This is a genomic window from Streptomyces sp. NPDC058459 (assembly GCF_042721685.1).
In the GTDB taxonomy this organism is placed as follows: Bacteria; Actinomycetota; Actinomycetes; order Streptomycetales; family Streptomycetaceae; genus Streptomyces.
This window is the reverse complement of record NZ_JBHXLV010000153.1, coordinates 1-16,004: the sequence shown is the minus strand read 5'-3', so window position 1 is coordinate 16,004 and position 16,004 is coordinate 1. Positions and strand designations below refer to the sequence as shown.

Annotated in this window: 10 protein-coding genes and 1 pseudogene; 9 read left to right on the top strand and 2 right to left on the bottom strand. The window is 73.4% G+C overall.

Annotated elements, in window-relative coordinates:
• Together ACFWN1_RS23890 and ACFWN1_RS23885 are read left to right on the top strand one after the other, a co-directional pair.
• Positions 1-3,842 (top strand): SDR family NAD(P)-dependent oxidoreductase (locus tag ACFWN1_RS23890; protein WP_384365434.1); only part of this gene is annotated, 3,842 nt, incomplete at its 5' end.
• A 37-nt stretch (positions 3,843-3,879) separates the two neighbouring features.
• Positions 3,880-6,984, top strand: a complete 3,105-nt coding sequence (locus ACFWN1_RS23885; protein WP_384365431.1) for a type I polyketide synthase — start codon at positions 3,880-3,882, stop codon at positions 6,982-6,984.
• Positions 6,985-7,041: 57 nt separating this feature from the next.
• Here ACFWN1_RS23885 and ACFWN1_RS23880 read toward each other — a convergent pair whose 3' ends face one another.
• The gene (locus ACFWN1_RS23880; protein WP_384365427.1) at positions 7,042-8,226 is read right to left on the bottom strand and encodes a cytochrome P450; all 1,185 of its coding nucleotides are present in this window, start codon (positions 8,224-8,226) and stop codon (positions 7,042-7,044) included.
• Positions 8,227-8,431: 205 nt separating this feature from the next.
• Here ACFWN1_RS23880 and ACFWN1_RS23875 point away from each other — a divergent pair, with 205 nt between their 5' ends.
• Complete coding sequence (locus ACFWN1_RS23875) at positions 8,432-8,956, top strand: flavin reductase family protein (protein ID WP_384365424.1); 525 nt, start codon at positions 8,432-8,434, stop codon at positions 8,954-8,956.
• Between the two features lie 246 nt (positions 8,957-9,202).
• On the opposite strand, the pseudogene ACFWN1_RS23870 reads toward ACFWN1_RS23875, so the two are convergent.
• Positions 9,203-9,331 (bottom strand): annotated as a pseudogene (locus ACFWN1_RS23870) (class II aldolase/adducin family protein); the annotation flags it as partial.
• 525 nt (positions 9,332-9,856) lie between these two features.
• Here ACFWN1_RS23870 and ACFWN1_RS23865 point away from each other — a divergent pair.
• From ACFWN1_RS23865 to ACFWN1_RS23840, 6 genes are all read left to right on the top strand, one after another.
• Positions 9,857-11,392: a DUF4127 family protein gene (locus ACFWN1_RS23865; RefSeq protein ID WP_384365421.1), complete on the top strand. Its 1,536-nt coding sequence runs from the start codon at positions 9,857-9,859 to the stop codon at positions 11,390-11,392.
• 6 nt (positions 11,393-11,398) lie between these two features.
• Positions 11,399-12,730: an extracellular solute-binding protein gene (locus ACFWN1_RS23860; protein ID WP_384365418.1), complete on the top strand. Its 1,332-nt coding sequence runs from the start codon at positions 11,399-11,401 to the stop codon at positions 12,728-12,730.
• Positions 12,727-13,677 carry a carbohydrate ABC transporter permease gene (locus tag ACFWN1_RS23855; RefSeq protein ID WP_384365415.1) on the top strand — a complete coding sequence of 317 codons (951 nt, stop codon included), beginning with the start codon at positions 12,727-12,729 and terminating at the stop codon, positions 13,675-13,677. Before ACFWN1_RS23860 ends, ACFWN1_RS23855 begins: the two co-directional genes overlap by 4 nt.
• Complete coding sequence (locus tag ACFWN1_RS23850) at positions 13,677-14,576, top strand: carbohydrate ABC transporter permease (RefSeq protein WP_384365412.1); 900 nt, start codon at positions 13,677-13,679, stop codon at positions 14,574-14,576. The genes ACFWN1_RS23855 and ACFWN1_RS23850 overlap by 1 nt, the downstream gene beginning before the upstream one ends.
• Positions 14,573-15,340, top strand: coding sequence for a GntR family transcriptional regulator (locus ACFWN1_RS23845; RefSeq protein ID WP_384365409.1), 768 nt, complete (start codon positions 14,573-14,575; stop codon positions 15,338-15,340). Before ACFWN1_RS23850 ends, ACFWN1_RS23845 begins: the two co-directional genes overlap by 4 nt.
• Positions 15,337-16,004: ROK family protein (locus ACFWN1_RS23840; protein WP_384365406.1), on the top strand; the 668-nt coding region annotated here is incomplete at its 3' end. The genes ACFWN1_RS23845 and ACFWN1_RS23840, both read left to right, overlap by 4 nt.

The window sequence follows — 16,004 nt, the reverse complement described above, 5'->3', positions numbered from 1 at the left end:
CCACCCACCCCACCGACCTCCCCACCTACCCCTTCCAACACGGGCACTACTGGCTGGAAGGACCGGCGGCGCACAGTGACGCCGGGAGTCTCGGGCTGGACGCGACCGACCATCCGTTCCTCACGGCGGTGACGACGCTCGCCGACGCCGACGCCGACGGCGTCGACGGTGAGGCGCTGCTGCTCACCGGACGGATCTCGGCCGGCTCGCACGCCTGGCTGGCCGACCACGCCGTGAACGGTACGGCGCTCCTGCCCGCCACCGCCCTGCTGGAGCTGGCACTCCAGGCGGCGCAGCGGACGGGGACGAACCGGGTCGACGAACTCACCCTGGAGGCACCGCTGTTCGTGCCGGAGCGGGGCGGTGTGCGGGTCCAGGTCGCGGTGCGGGCCGCCGACGAGGGCGGGCTGCGCAGGCTCACCGTGCACTCCCGGGCGGAGGGCGGGGCCGAGGACGATGCCACCACCGGGCCCTGGACGCGGCACGCGGCCGGGGTGCTGGCGCCGCCGGACTCCGGTCCGGCGGCCGGGGACGGCACGGTCCGGCCGGACGGCGCGGAGCCCGTGGACGTGAGCGGGCTGTACGAGGAGCTGGCGGAACGCGGCTACGAGTACGGGCCCGCGTTCCAGAACCTGTCCGCAGCCTGGCGGTCGGGGGACCGCGTGTACGGCGAGGTGGGACTCGCGCCCGAACACCACGACGACGCGGCCCGGTTCGCCGTGCATCCGGCACTGCTCGACTCGGCGCTGCACGCGATGGGTCTCGGCGAGTTCCTGGGCGAGGGCGTGCGGCTGCCGTTCGCGTTCGGCGGCGTCTCCCTGCACGCCACCGCGGCCACCGCGCTGCACGTGACCGTCGCGCCGGGCGCCGGGGGCGAGGACTCGGTGACCGTGTCGGTGGCCGATCCGGCGGGTGCTCCGGTCCTGTCGGTCGAGTCGCTGACCCTGCGTCCGGTGGACCCGGCCCGGCTGCCCGCAGGGCGTGCCCCGAAGGGGGTGGAGCGGTCGCTGTACGAGCCGGTGTGGACCGAGTGGGCCGAGGGGGCGGAGGTGCCGGCGCCGTCCGGTCCGGTCGCGTACGAACTGCTCGACGCGACGGGGCCGTACGACGGCGACGGCGGCTCCGGTGTTCCGCGGGAGGTGCGGGCCGCTGTCACGGACGTCCTCGTACGCCTCCAGGAGTGGATCGAACGGGACGCCGACGGGCGGCTGCTGGTGCTGACCCGGCGTGCCGTGGCGGCGGCTCCGGGGGACGTGCCGGGGCTCGTGGCGGCTTCGCTGTGGGGTCTGGTCAGGTCGGCGGCGACGGAGAATCCCGGGCGGATCGTGCTCGCCGACGTCGACGATCCCGCCGAGGGGTCGGCCTCGCGCCAGGTGCTGGACGCCGTCGTGGCTTCCGGGGAACCGCAGTTCGCGCTGCGCTCGGGCCGGGTGCTGGTGCCCCGGCTTGCTCCGTTCGCCGGTGCCGCGACGGTCGCGCCGCCGGCCGACGGCGGGCCGTGGCGGCTGGCCGCGGCGGGCGGCTCGCCGGACGACGTCCACGCCGCCCCGCATCCGGAGGCGCTCGCCCCGCTGGGCGAGGGGCAGGTGCGGATCGCGGTGCGGGCGGCCGGGCTGAACTTCCGGGACGTCCTGACCGTGCTCGGAATGGTGCCCGTGGGGGCGCCGCTGGGGACGGAGGCGGCCGGCACGGTTCTGGAGACCGGCCCCGGTGTGACCGGACTCGCCGTCGGCGACCGGGTGTTCGGGCTGGTGCCCGGGGCGCTGGGGCCGGTGGCGGTGGCCGACCGGAGGCTGGTCGCCCGGATTCCGGACGGGTGGTCGTTCGCGCAGGCGGCGGGCGTTCCCGCGGTGTTCACGACCGCCTACTACGGTCTGGTGGAGCTGGCCGGGCTGCGGTCCGGGGAGCGGCTGCTCGTCCACTCCGCCGCGGGCGGGGTCGGGCTGGCGGCGCTCCAGCTGGCCCGTCACCTGGGCGCGGACGTGTTCGCGACGGCGAGCGGCGGCAAGTGGGGCGCCCTGCGCGAGCTCGGAGTGGCCGAGGACCGGCTGGCGTCGTCCCGTACGACCGACTTCGAGGCTTCCGTACGGGAGGCCACCGGCGGCGCCGGCGTGGACGTGGTGCTGAACTCGCTGACCGGTGAGTTCGTCGACGCCTCGCTGCGGCTGCTCGGGCCGGGCGGCCGGTTCGTGGAGATGGGCATCGCCGATCTGCGGGACCCGGAGGAGGTGGCCACGGCACGGCCGGGGGTCGCGTACCACCCCTTCGAACTCCTGGACATGGACCCGGACACGGTCGGCGCGGTGCTGGCCTCGGTGCGGGAGCTGTTCGAGCGTGGGGTGCTGGAGCCGCTGCCGGTGACGACCTGGAACGTGGCGCGGGCGCCGGAGGCGTTCCGCTACTTCGCGCAGGCCCGGCACGTCGGCAAGGTGGTCCTGACCTTGCCGGAGACCGTCCGCGTGCCCGCCGGGGAACGAGAGGGCACGGTGCTGATCACCGGGGGGACCGGGACACTCGGCTCGGCGCTCGCCCGCCATCTGGTGACGGCGGGCGGGAAGCGGCGGCTGCTGCTGACGGGCCGGCGCGGGTCGGCGGCGCCGGGGGCGGCGGAGCTTTCGGACGAGCTGACGGCGCTCGGCGCGCACGTCCGGATCGAGGCGTGCGACACCGCCGACCGGGAGGCGCTCGCGGCGCTGCTCGGCTCGGTCGACCCGGCACATCCGGTGACGGACGTCGTCCACGCGGCCGGTGTCCTCGACGACGGCGTGCTGGGGTCGCTGACGCCGGAGAAGACGGCGGCGGTGCTGCGTCCGAAGGTGGACGGGGCCTGGCACCTGCACGAGCTGACGCGGGGTCTCGACCTCGACTCCTTCGTCCTGTTCTCGTCGGCGTCGGGGCAGCTCGGCGGCGCCGGGCAGGGCAACTACGCGGCGGCCAACGTGTTCCTGGACGCGCTGGCCGGCCACCGGCGGCGGCTCGGCCTTCCGGCGGTGTCCCTGGCGTGGGGTATGTGGGCGGACGCGAGCGGCATGACCGGTCACCTCGCGGAGGCGGATCTCGCCCGGATCGGGCGGGGCGGGCTCGTCCCGATGTCGCTGCCCGAGGGCCTGGCGCTGTTCGACGCGGCGCTGGCGGCCGGGCGGCCGGTGCTGGTCCCGGCGCCGCTGGACCTGGCGGGGCTGCGGTCCCGGGCGGGCGCGGACGGTCTGCCGGCGGTGCTGCGCGGTCTGGTGCGCGGCGGGCCGGTGGTGCGGCGGGCCGCACAGGCGGCGCCGGTGTCGGCGGGGAGCCTGGCGGACCGGCTGGGCGCGCTGCCGGGGCCGGAGCGGGAGCGGGTGCTGCTGGAGCTGGTGCGCGACCAGGCGGCGGCGGTGCTCGGGCACGCGGCGGCGGACGGGATCGCGGCGGACCGGGCGTTCAAGGAGATCGGCTTCGACTCGCTGACGGCGGTGGAGCTGCGGAACCGGATCGCCGCGGCGACCGGGCTGCGGCTGCCGACGACGCTGGTGTTCGACTTCCCGACGCCGCAGGCGCTGGCGGTCCGGCTCCTCGCGCTGCTCGCGCCGGCCGACCCGGCGGCGGACCTGGACCGGCTGCTGGCGTCGGTGACGGTGGGCAGCCCGGACTTCGAGGTGCTGCGGGAGCGGCTGCGGGCGGCGCTGTGGCGCTGGGAGGAGGCCGCGGGCGCGGACTCCGTGCCCGGTGCCGGGGCGGCGGAGGGACCGGCGGACCTCTCCGATGCCACGGACGACGAGCTGTTCCAGGCGCTGGACGAGGAGTTCGGTGCCGCGGCGGACGACGAGCCGAACAGCGAACTGGACGGGGGCGGTCATGCCTCCTGAGACCCGCGATGCGCGGAACGGAGAGAGTGCGACGCCGATGAACAACGAGGAGAAGCTCCGCGAGTACCTGAAGCGGGCGACGGCCGACCTGAAGCTGGCCAAGCGCCGGATACGGGACCTGGAGGACGCCGCCCACGAGCCGGTCGCGATCGTGGCGACGGGCTGCCGGTTCCCCGGCGGGGCGGACTCACCGGAGGAGCTGTGGCGGCTCGTCGCGGAGGAACGCGACGCCGTGTCCGGTCTGCCGCGCGACCGGGGCTGGGACCTGGAGCGGCTGTACGACCCCGATCCGGACCGGCCCGGGACGACGTACGCCCGGGAGGGCGGGTTCCTGTACGGGGCGGCCGGGTTCGACGCGGCGTTCTTCGGGATGGGGCCGCGCGAGGCCGTCGCGACCGATCCGCAGCAGCGGCTGCTCCTGGAGGTGGCCTGGGAGACCTTCGAGCGGGCGGGCATCGCGCCGACCTCGCTGCACGGCAGCCGGACGGGGGTGTTCGCGGGCGTCGTGTCGCAGGCGTACGCGCCACCGCCGGCCGAGCTGCCCGAGGGGTACGAGGGGCATCTGATGACCGGCAACGCGACGAGCGTGGCGTCCGGGCGGATCGCCTACCACCTGGGCCTGGAGGGTCCGGCGGTGACACTGGACACGGCGTGCTCGTCGTCGCTGGTGGCGATGCACCTGGCGGCGCGGGCGCTGCGCTCCGGGGAATGCGATCTGGCGCTGGCGGGCGGGGTGACGGTGATGGCCACGCCGCAGCTCCTCGTGGAGTTCAGCCGGCAGCGCGGGCTGTCGGCGGACGGGCGGTGCAAGGCGTTCGCGGCGGCGGCCGACGGGACGGGGTTCTCGGAGGGCGTGGGCCTGGTGCTCCTGGAGCGGCTGTCCGACGCGCGGCGCAACGGCCGCCCGGTCCTCGCCCTGCTGCGCGGCTCGGCCGTGAACCAGGACGGGGCGAGCAACGGTCTGACCGCGCCGAACGGCCCCACCCAGGAGCGGGTGATCGCGCAGGCCCTGGCGTCGGCGCGGCTGGCTCCGCAGCAGGTGGACGCGGTGGAGGCGCACGGCACGGGGACCCGGCTGGGCGATCCGATCGAGGCGGCGGCCCTGCTCGCCGCGTACGGTCAGGGCCGTCCCGCGGGCGAGCCGCTGCTGCTCGGTTCGCTGAAGTCGAACATCGGGCACACGCAGGCGGCGGCCGGGGCCGCCGGGGTGATCAAGATGGTGGAGGCGATGCGGCACGGGCACCTGCCCCGCACCCTCCACGTGGACGAGCCGACCCCGCAGGTGGACTGGTCGGCGGGGGCCGTACGGCTCCTGACGGAGTCGGTCCCGTGGCCGGACCGGAAGCGACCGCGCCGGGCGGGTGTGTCGTCGTTCGGCATCAGCGGCACGAACGCGCACGTGATCCTGGAGCAGGCGCCGGAGGAGGCGGAGAACGCCGGCCCCGTCGCGGAGACGCCGGCGCCCTGGCTGCTGTCCGCGGGCACGGAGCGGGCGCTGCGGGCGCAGGCGGGCCGGCTGGCGGAGCGGCTGGCGGAGTGGGAGGCCGCCGGGGGCGCGGGGTCCGGCCTGTCGGACGTGGAGATCGGGCGGACCCTGGCGCTCGGGCGGGGCCGGCTGCGGCACCGGGCGGCGGTCCTGCCGGGTGACCGTGAGGGCGCGCGGCGGGCGTTGGCGGACCTGGCGGCGGGGCGGCGCAACGGGCGGCTGGTGGCCGGGGGTTCCGCCGGGCGTCCCACCACCGCCTTCCTCTTCACCGGTCAGGGCAGTCACCGCCCGGCGATGGCGCGCGAGTTGTACGCCTCGCGGCCGGTGTTCCGGGAGGCGCTCCAGGAGGTCGCGGCCGCCTTCGAGGGCCCGCTCGGGCGTCCGCTGCTGCCGCTGCTCCTCGAACCGGAGGGCAGCCCGGAGGCCGCCCTGCTCGACCGGACCGAGTTCGCGCAGCCCGCGCTGTTCGCCTTGGAGACGGCTCTCCACCGGCAGTTGACGCGGCTGCTGCCCGCCCCGGACTGGGTGGCCGGGCACTCCATCGGCGGGATCTCGGCGGCGTTCGCGGCCGGGGTCCTGTCGTTGGAGGACGCGGCGGTCCTGGTGTCGGCGCGCGGACGGCTGATGCAGGAACAGCCGGCCGGGGGCGCGATGCTGGCCTGCGAGGCCTCCGAGGAGGAGGTGCGGGTGCTGCTCGACGGGTACGAGGGGCGGGTGGGCCTCGCGGCGGTCAACGGGCCCCGGTCGGTGGTGGTCTCCGGCGACGCGGATGCCGTCACCGAGATCGCGGCGGCGCTCACCGTGTGGCGGCGGCGCACGAAGCGGCTGCGGGTCGGCCACGCCTTCCACTCGCACCACATGGACGGCGCACTGGAGCCGCTGCGGCGGGTGGTGGCCGGACTGCGGTTCCGGCCGCCGGAGCTGCGGATCGTCTCCGACCTCACGGGCCGGCCGGTGGAGGCCGGGGAGCTGGCCGACCCGTCGTACTGGGCGGATCAGCTGCGCTCCCCCGTCCGCTTCGGAGCGGTGCTCGGTTCGCTCTACGGGGCGGGGGTGTCGGCGTTCGTGGAGGTCGGCCCGGACGCGGTGCTGACCCCGATGGTGACGGCGGCCCTGCCCGCCGGGGCGGCGGATCCGGTGGTGGCCCCGGCGCTGGTGCGGGACCGTCCGGCGGAGGCGTCGCTCGCCGGGGCGCTGGCCCGGCTGGACACGGCGGGTGCGGCGGTGGAGTGGCGGGAGTGGTACGGCGGCCGGGCGGGGGCCCGCGGGGGCGCCGCCCTGCCGACGTATCCGTTCGAGCACACTCCGTACTGGTGGCCGGCCCGGACGCGTCCGGAGCCGAGGGGGACCGCGGAGCCGGCCGCGCCGGTGGCAGTGCCCGCGGTGGTGAGGGGGGTGGAGCCGGTCCTGGCGGGCGAGGTCTCCCTCCTGGACCTGGTCCGGGAGCACGCGGCCGAGGTGCTGGGGCACGCATCGCCGGAGCTGATCGACGCCGAGGACAACTTCCTCGACATCGGCTTCTCCTCGTTCACGGCGCTGGAGGTCCGCAACCGGCTGTGCGAGGCGACCGGGCTGCCGCTCCCGCCGGTCCTCCTGTTCGACCACCCGACCCCCGCGGCGGTGGCCAGGTTCATGGAGGAGCGCCTCACGGCCTGACGGGCGGGGGCAGGGCGACGGGGCCGGGGCGGAGTTTCGCCCCGGCCCCGCCGTACGTCACCAGGTGACCGGCAGGCGCAGGACGCCCTGGACGGAGCCGCCCGGCTTGGTGCCGAGCCGTTCGACGGGCTCGGCGAGCCGGAGCCCCGGGAGCCGTACGGCCAGTTCCTTAAGGGCGATCTCCAGTTCGGCGCGGGCGAGGTTCTGGCCGATGCACTGGTGGATGCCGTAGCCGAAGGCGAGGTGGCCCCGGGCGCTGCGCCCGAGGTCGAGGGTGTCGGGGTCGGGGAAGACCTCGGGGGTGCGGTTGGCGGCGGCGTTCGGGAGGTAGACGGCGTCGCCCTCGCGGATGACCCGCCCCGCGATCTCGATGTCGGCGGCGGCGACCCGCTGGAGTTCGTCCGCGACCGACAGGAAGCGCAGCAGCTCCTCGACGGCTTCGCTCGTCCCCTTGGCGTCGGTGGTGCGGAGCCGGTCGAGCTGCTCGGGGTGTTCGAGGAGGGCGAGAATGCTGAGCGCGATCATGTTGGCGGTGGTCTCGTGCCCGGCGACGAGCAGGAACATGGCGATGGAGGCGAGTTCGGCGCGGGTCAGCTCGCCGGGGACCAGTCGCTCGGCGACGAGTTCGCCGAGGAGTCCTCCGCCGGGTTCGTCGATCCGGGCGCCGACCAGTTCGTCGAAGTAGCGGACGAGGGCGCCGGCCGCGGCGGCGGCGTCCTCGGCGGTGCTGGTGGCGTGCAGCATGCGCCGGGTCTGTTCCTCGAAGAACTCGTGGTCGGTGTAGGGCACGCCGAGGAGTTCGCAGATGACGGTGGAGGGGACGGGCAGGGCGAAGTCGGGGACGAGGTCGGCCTGCCGGCGGCCGGAGGCGCTGAGCGCCTCGATGCGTTCGACGACCGTCCGGCGGATCGCGGGCCGGAGGGAGTTGACCCGCTTGACGGTGAAGCTGGGGATGAGCATGCGGCGCTGGACGCCGTGCTCCGGCGGGTCCATGCCGACCAGCGCGACCAGCTTGGCGGCGGCCATGCGAGGCACGAGGACGGGGAAGTCGGGCCGGGAACGGTCGGAGGAGAGCCTGGGGTCGGTGAGGAGCACGCGGGTCTCGGCGTATCCGGTGACCGCCCAGGCGGTCCGTCCGTCGTACAGCTCCACCTGGGCGAGCGGTCCCTCCTCACGGAGGGCGTCGTAGCCCGCGGGCGGGTGGTACGGGCACTGGCGTGACATCGGGAACGTGGGCGGCATGGGCCCCTGCTTTCCGGAACGGCGGACGGCCACGCGCCGCCCGCGAGGACGCGGCATTCTCGGCGGGCCTGTTAAAGCCGCCCTAAACCGTCCCGGACGGGGACGCGTCGGCGCAGCGCCCCGCCGAGAACCTCCGCGGCCCCGGACCGGCGCGCGAGGTGGGCGCTTCAGCGCGGCTTCAGCCGGGTCGTGGAGAGTGGGGGGCGTGACAGTCACCGGATCCGAGGCCGCGCCCAGCCTGCCGGACGCGAACGCCTTCCGCAGCGCCCTGAGCCGATTCGCGACCGGTGTGGTCGTGGTGACCGGGCTGACCGGCGCCGACGCGCGTCCCGTCGGCCTGACGGTCAACTCCTTCACCTCCGTGTCGCTCGACCCCCCGCTGGTGTCGTTCTGCGCGGGGCGCACCAGCCGCACCTGGCCGGTCCTGCGGGATTCGGAGCGGATCTGCGTGAACATCCTCGGCGCCCGGCAGGAGGCCACGTCCCGCAAACTCGCCCGCAGCGGTCCGGACAAGTTCGCCGGGGTGCCGTGGTCGCCCTCGCCCTCGGGCCAGCCGGTCCTGGACGGGTCGATCGCCTGGCTGGAGTGCTCGGTCGAGGCGGAACACCCGGCCGGCGACCACCACATCGTGGTGGCCCGCACGCACCTGCTGGCCACGGCGGACGGAGACGGCCCCCTGCTCTACCACCGCAGCACGTACGGCCGCTTCGTCCCGGCACCCGTCTCGTAGTCGGGGCAGGCCCGGTCGAGCATGCGCAGGAGTGCCGACCAGGCGAGGTCGTCGGCGTCGAGGTCCTCGAAGTCGCTCTCCGTCTCGCCGGCGAGCCGCTGGGCGGTGTACTCGCAGACCTCGGCGCGGGACGACCAGGGGGACGCCTCCGGACCGCGCGGTCACCTGGATCTCGCCGGCCTTCTGCAAGAAGTACACGAAGTAGTACACGCGCGGGAAGGCGCGGGCGGCGCTCTCGCCGACCGTCAGGAGGCCGTGGTCGCGCAGGACGAGGGCGGGGTGGTCGCCGATGTGGGCGACGAGGCGCCGCTGCTCGTCGAGGCCGAGGGCGACGCCCTCGTGGTCGTGGTGGTCCACCCGGTTGTGGAACTCCATTACGGGGTTCAGCGGGCGGCCGGTGCGGTGCCGGGCTATGACGTTCTCGGCGGGTTCGCACACGTAGGCGCGTCGGGAGGCGTCGGACAGGCAGGCGCGGTGCGGGGGGAGCCGGACATGGTGGTCAGCGGCGGCTGGCCGAAGCCGGTCCGGTGCTTCTCAGCGACGACGAGGACGCGGTGCTCGGGCTCGGGGACGGGGACGGAAGGCGGGTTCGGGTCGTCCGCGCGGGTGCAGCCGAGACGTGCCGGCAGTTCGCGTTCGGGAAGCCGTGGAGCTTGGCGGCGGCCGCCTGCGCAGGTCGAAACGCGACGGGAGAGCTGCCGGAGAGCGATGCGCGCCCCCTGATCGCTAGGACTGCCGGCGATGAGGGGTCCGCCGACGACGAATCTGCCTACCCGTCAATTTTGGTCCGAACCAATTACGACTCTTGGTTCATCCGATCTGCTCTTTCAGGCCTTGACGGCGAGATTGGACCGAACCAACATGGCAACTCCGTGAACGACATACCTCCTGGAGATTGCCGTGCGTATCGGTCTGCTGCCGCTCGACGAGCGGCCCGTCAACACCCGCCTGCCGCAGCAGGTGGGGGCTGTGGCGGGCGCGGTGGTGTCACTGCCGCCGGAGCACCTGCTCAGTGCTCGGAAGCGTCCAGCGGACACCGCTGCCCTCACTCGATGGCTGGAGGGCGCCCCGGTGGGAGAGCAGCCGGCCGACGCGCTCGTCGTGTCCCTGGACATGCTCGGGTTCGGCGGTCTGATCGCGTCGCGCACCAGCAACGATCCCGCGGCCTCGGTACTGGGCCGCTGGGAGACGCTGCGACGGGTCCGGCGCGGCTCGCCGGGCTGCGCCATCCACGGGGTGTCGCTCGTGACCCGGGCTCCGAACTCGTACGACAGTGACGAGGAGCCCGACTACTGGCAGGAGATCGGCGCCGACCTGCACCGGCTCGGCGGGGCGCTGCACCGGGACTACCTCGACGAGCGGGACGGGCTCCTGGAGTCCGCGAGTGAGCTGCGAGGGCGGCTGCCCGGCCATGCCGTGGACGACTTCACCCGGCGCCGGCTGCGCAACCACACCGTGAACCTGGCCGCGCTGTCGCTGGCCTGCGACAAGATCCTCGACACCCTGCTCATCACCGCGGACGACACGGCCGAGCGCTCGGCGGGAAGCCTCGAACAGCACTGGCTCGCGCACTGGCGTGACGTGCTGGCCGGGGCCGGCGAGAACGTGCTGATGCACCCGGGTGCCGACGAGGTCGCGACCGTGCTCGTGGCCCGCACCGTGCTGGCCGCGCTGCGCGGCGAACCCCTGCGGATCGCTGTCGTGTGCGCGGTGCCGGGAGGGCTGGACAGGGTCGCCCCCTACGAGAACGTGCCACTCGGTGTCGGGGCGCGGGGACACATTCGTGCCACCGGGTCGGTGCCGGTCGAGCCGGACGGCGCCGACCTCGTGCTCGTCGTCCATCCGCCGGACAAGGCCGGGGGTGACTGGGCGCACCGCCACCCCGAGGTGCGCCGGGCCGACGACGCCGATGTGAAGGCCACCGCCGAGGCGGTCGCCTCGTATCTGGGGCGGGGCGCGGCGGTCGCCGTCGCCGACTGCGCCTACCCCAACGGATCTGATCCCGCCCTGCTCGAAGCCCTCTCCCAGCGGCTGCCTCTCGCCTCACTGGCCGGCTATGCGGGCTGGAACACCGCGGGCAACACCCTGGGCAGTGTCATCGCCCAGGGCGCTCTCTTCGCCGCCTCCCGCCAGGCGGGAACCTTCGACGCCGCCGCCCACCGGCGGCTGTTGCTGCACCGCCTGGTCGAGGACGGCGCCTACATGGCCGACGCGCGGGGCAGGGCGCTGGCCGCCTTCACCGACCGCACCCGGCACAGCACCCTGCCGTCGGATCTCGTCCAGCCGGTCACGAACTGGATCGCCGGGAACCTCGCCGACAGCCCGGCGTCCTTCCCGGGATTCGAGGGGTGGACGGTCGCCGCGTCCTCGGTGCGGCTGCCGTGGCAGCGCACCTTCGAGCTGGACTTCGAGCTGACCGCACCGGACGGGAAGTGAGCCGAGATGCACCGTCTGCACCGCATGCTCGTCTCGGTCGCGGCATCCTGCGCGGCCCTCGTCGGCTGCGCGGTCGCCACCCCCGACGTCCCCCTCGACCAACCGGGCCACGAACCGGTCACCATCACGGTGTGGAGCGCCTACAGCGGTCGCGAGCTGAAGGTCTTCGAGGACGTGCTGGGCGACTTCGAACGTGAGCATCCCTGGATCACGGTCGAGAGCGTCGGCTCGCAGAACAACGACCGCATGGTGGCAGCGCTGCGCGGCGGCCCCGCACCCGATGTCCAGTGGGCGCCCCAGAGCGACCTGGCGGGTGTGTACTGCCCCAGCGGAGGATGGCGGGACCTGACCCACTACATCGAGCGGGACAAGGTGGACCGGGACCTCTTCGTCCCGGCCGCCTGGCGGGCCGGCAGCGCCGCGGGCAAGAGGTGCGCCCTGCCCGTCCTCGGCGACATCTACGGCCTCTACTACAACAAGAAGCTCCTCGCGAAGGCAGGTCTCGACGGTCCGCCGCGCACGACGAGCGCACTGGCCGACTACACACGGAAGTTGACGCGGCGCGACGCGAAGGGCCGGATCACCACCGCGGGTTACGCGCCGCTGACCCTGTTCTACGCGAACCGTCCGGGCTACGAGGCCCAACTCTGGGACGCGCTCTGGTTCAAGAAGAACGGCCGATCCGCCGTGGCCACCGATCCCGACTGGCTCCACCTGCTCCAGTGGCGCAAGAAGCTGGTCGACTGGTACGGCTACGACGCCCTGCGCGCCTTCACCGCCGGTGCCGGCGCCCAGTACAGCGCGTCCAACGCCTTCGAGACGCAGCAGCTCGCCATGATGATCGACGGCGAGTTCCGCACCGCCTTCATCCAGAACGAGGCGAAGGACCTCGACTACGACACCGCCCCCTTCCCGGCCCCGGACGACCACCCCGAGCGGTACGGCGCGGGCGCCTGGACGGTGCATCTCGCCGGCATCACGAACCGCAGCGCCCACCCCGACGCCTCCTGGCAGCTCGTCAAGTGGCTGGCCACGGACACCGGAGCGCAGAACGCACTCGCGGCCGGACTGCACAACGTACCCACCACCCGGGCCGCGCTGCGCTCACCCGAACTCGCGAAGATCCCGCACTTCGCGCCCTTCCTCAAGATGGCGTCCAACCCCTACAGCACCGTCCCGCCGAACACCGCGGCGGGCGTCAGTTACCAGGACACCATGGCCTCCTTCATGCAGCAGTGGGAGTCCGGAGCGGTTTCCGACCCGCGCGCCGGGCTGGCCGAACAGGCCCGGAAGATCGACAGCCTTCTCGACCAGGTGACCATCGGAACGGACGAATGATGGCGACGAACGCTTCTCTGCCCCGCCGCCGGTTCGCCCGGGTGAACTGGGCCGCCGTGGCCTTCATGACGCCCTGGGCGATCGGCTTCTGCGTCTTCTTCGTCTATCCGCTGCTCGCCAATGTGTATCTGTCCTTCACGCACTACGACCTGATCTCGTCCGCGAAGTTCATCGGCCTCGACAACTGGGCCTTCCTCCTCCACGACAAGGCCCTGCTGACCGGCCTGCGCAACAGCGCCTGGATCCTGCTGATCGGCGTTCCGGTCAAGCTGGTCTTCGCGTTCTTCCTGGCGCTCCTGGTCTCCCGGGCGCGCCGTGGAGCGGGCCTCCTGCGGACCGTGTTCTACCTGCCGCATCTGATGCCGCTGGTGGCCGCCGCGCTCGCCTTCGTCGTCCTGCTCAACCCCTCCTTCGGCCCCGTGAACACCGTTCTCGGACATCTGGGCATCGACGGCCCGTTGTGGTTCAACGATCCCGGCTGGGCCAAGCCGTCCCTGCTCATGCTGGACACCTGGATGATCGGCAACCTCCTGGTCATCTTCCTGGCCGCGGTCCTCGACGTACCGCAACAGCTCTACGAGGCCGCCGACCTCGACGGCGCCGGGCGGATGCGGAAGCTGTGGCACGTCACCCTGCCCGCGGTCCGACCGGTCCTGACGTTCGCCGCGGTCACCGCGATGATCGACGCCCTGCAGTACTTCACCCAGGCCTACGTGGTCGCCACGTCCTTGTCCGGCGGCGCGACCACGGGCGCCGAGTCGCTCGGCTACCCCAACGACTCGACTCTCTTCTTCCCCGTGCTGCTCTACAAGCAGGGATTCCGCTACTTCAACATGGGCTACGCGTCGGTGCTCGCGCTGCTCCTGTTCGCGGTGTCCTTCGGGGTGGCCTTCGTCATGCTCCGGCGCGCCAACCGCTGGACGTCCGACCTCCCGGGAGCACGCTGATGTCCGTCCTCACCACCGCGCGCGACGTGGTCACCGACCGGACACCGGTCCCACCCCGACGAGGGCGCCACGGCGCGGTCCGGCGCCGCCTGGAGACGGTCGCGGAACACTCGCTGCTCATCGCCCTGGCCTTCATCGTGCTGATGCCGTTCGTCCTCATCGCACTCACCGCCTTGATGACCAACGAGCAGACCATGTCGCCCGACCTGTGGCCCGAGGCGTTCCAGTGGCACAACTTCACGGATGTCTTCCACCGCATCCCCCTGGGCCGCTACGCCGCCAACACCTTCCTGTACGCGGCACTCGCCACCGTGGGCACGCTGGTCTCCAGCGTCCCCGCCGCGTACGCGATGGCCAAGCTGCGCTGGCGCGGACGCAACGCATGGTTCCTGATGACGGTGGCGGTCATGATGCTGCCCGCGCAGGTCACTCTCGTCCCGCTGTACTCGATGTGGGCCGGGCTCGGCCTCGTCGGGAGCCTCGCCCCGCTCATCGTGCCCATGTTCTTCGGGCACGCCTTCTCGATCTTCCTGCTGCGCCAGTTCTTCCTGACGCTGCCTCAGGAGTACCTGGAGGCCGCGCGCATCGACGGCTGCGGGGAACTGCGTACCTTGCTGCGCGTCGTCCTGCCCCTCACCCGGCCCGCGCTCGCGGCGGTTGCGGTCTTCCAGTTCACCTTCTGCTGGAACGACTTCATGGGCCCGCTGCTCTACGCGGGCAACAACGAGCGCAACTGGACGCTGTCGGTGGGTCTCGCCCAGTTCCGCTCCACCTACCAGGTCGAGTGGAACCTCACCATGGCCGCCTCCCTGCTGGCCGCGGTCCCGGTGGTGATCCTCTTCTTCTTCGCCCAGAAGACCTTCGTCCAGGGCATCGCGATCACCGGAGTCAAGGGATGACGCACGAGACCCCGGCGACCGGGACCACCGCCGACGTGGCAGGGACCGGCAGCGCCGACAAGGCGACCAAACACGAGAGGCTGCGCCAGAGCCTGCGCGGCGACATCGACAAGCTCGAACCGCACACCGCCCTGCCCACGGAACGCGAACTGGCAGCACGCCACGAGGTCAGCCGGTCCACCGTGCGCCAGGCGCTGGACGCACTCGCCGACGCGGGCATCGTCTACCGGGTGCACGGAGCCGGCACGTTCGTCGCCGCGCAGACGATCTCGAAGTCCCATTCCCTGACGTCCTTCACCGAGGACATGCAGGCCCGCGGCCTCACCCCGGGCACGCGGCTGATCGCCGCCGACGAGACGACAGCCGGACGGCAGATCGCCGAGGAACTGCGGACCACTCCCGACCACCGTGTCGTCCGTCTGATCCGGCTCCGGACCGCGGACGACCGGCCGATGTGCCTGGAGACCGTGCATCTGCGCGCCGACCGGGTTCCCGGGCTACTGGCCCACGATCTGAACATCTCCCTGTACGACATCCTCCAGACCCGTTACCAGCTGCGGCTCGTCAGGGCCGAGCAGGTGTGGACCGCTGTCTCCCTGGACGAGCGGAGCGCCATCCTGCTGGGAGTCCCCGCAGGCGCCGCCGCCTTCCACGTCCGGCGTGTGGGCCTGGACGAGCGCGGCCGTCCGCAGGAGGCCACCACCAGCCTCTACCGCGCCGACCGCTACGACGTGCACATGACGGTCCAAAGGGGCACCCGATGACCACTGCGGCCACCGTCCCCGCCCGGTGGCGGGGCCTGGGCATCGACGTGGGGGGGACGAAGATCGCTGCCGCCGTGGTGGACGCGACGGGCACCCCGCACAAGCCGGTCCGCCTGCCCACGCCCGCCGCCGACGGGCCGGGCGCCGTCCTGGACACCATGGCCGAGGCGGCCCGAACAGCCCTGTCCAACAGCGGCACTGACCTGCTGCCCGCTGTGGGAGTGAGTACCGGAGGTGTCGTCGACAGCCGTACCGGCACGATCGTCTCGGCGACCGACCTGCTGCCCGGGTGGGCGGGCACCGACGTGGCGGGTGAACTCTCCGGCCGCCTGGGCGGAGTCCCGGTCGCGGTGGACAACGACGGTAACGCCCTTGCCCTCGGCGAGCAGCTGTTCGGCGCCGCACGCGGCCTCGACGAGGTCCTCTTCCTGGCGGTGGGCACCGGCATCGCGGGAGCCCTGGTGCACGACGGCCGGCTGACGAGGGGCAGTCACCACACGCGCGGCGAGCTGGGCCATCTGCCCGTGTCCGAGGCGAACCGCCCGTGCAGTTGCGGGCGATCCGGGCACCTCGAAGCGGTGGCCGCCGGGCCGGCCATCGAGGACGCCTACCGCCGGGCCGGCGGGACGGAGAAGCGTGTGCCCCTGCACGTGGTGGCCCGGCG

Bases quoted from the DNA above. Each gene is read 5' to 3' on its own strand.
- ACFWN1_RS23885 (WP_384365431.1), top strand. From the start codon at position 3,880: ATGAACAACGAGGAGAAGCTCCGCGAGTACCTGAAGCGGGCGACGGCC.
- ACFWN1_RS23850 (WP_384365412.1), top strand. From the start codon at position 13,677: ATGTCCGTCCTCACCACCGCGCGCGACGTGGTCACCGACCGGACACCG.
- ACFWN1_RS23860 (WP_384365418.1), top strand. From the start codon at position 11,399: ATGCACCGTCTGCACCGCATGCTCGTCTCGGTCGCGGCATCCTGCGCG.
- ACFWN1_RS23880 (WP_384365427.1), bottom strand. From the start codon at position 8,226: ATGCCGCCCACGTTCCCGATGTCACGCCAGTGCCCGTACCACCCGCCC.
- ACFWN1_RS23845 (WP_384365409.1), top strand. From the start codon at position 14,573: ATGACGCACGAGACCCCGGCGACCGGGACCACCGCCGACGTGGCAGGG.
- ACFWN1_RS23855 (WP_384365415.1), top strand. From the start codon at position 12,727: ATGATGGCGACGAACGCTTCTCTGCCCCGCCGCCGGTTCGCCCGGGTG.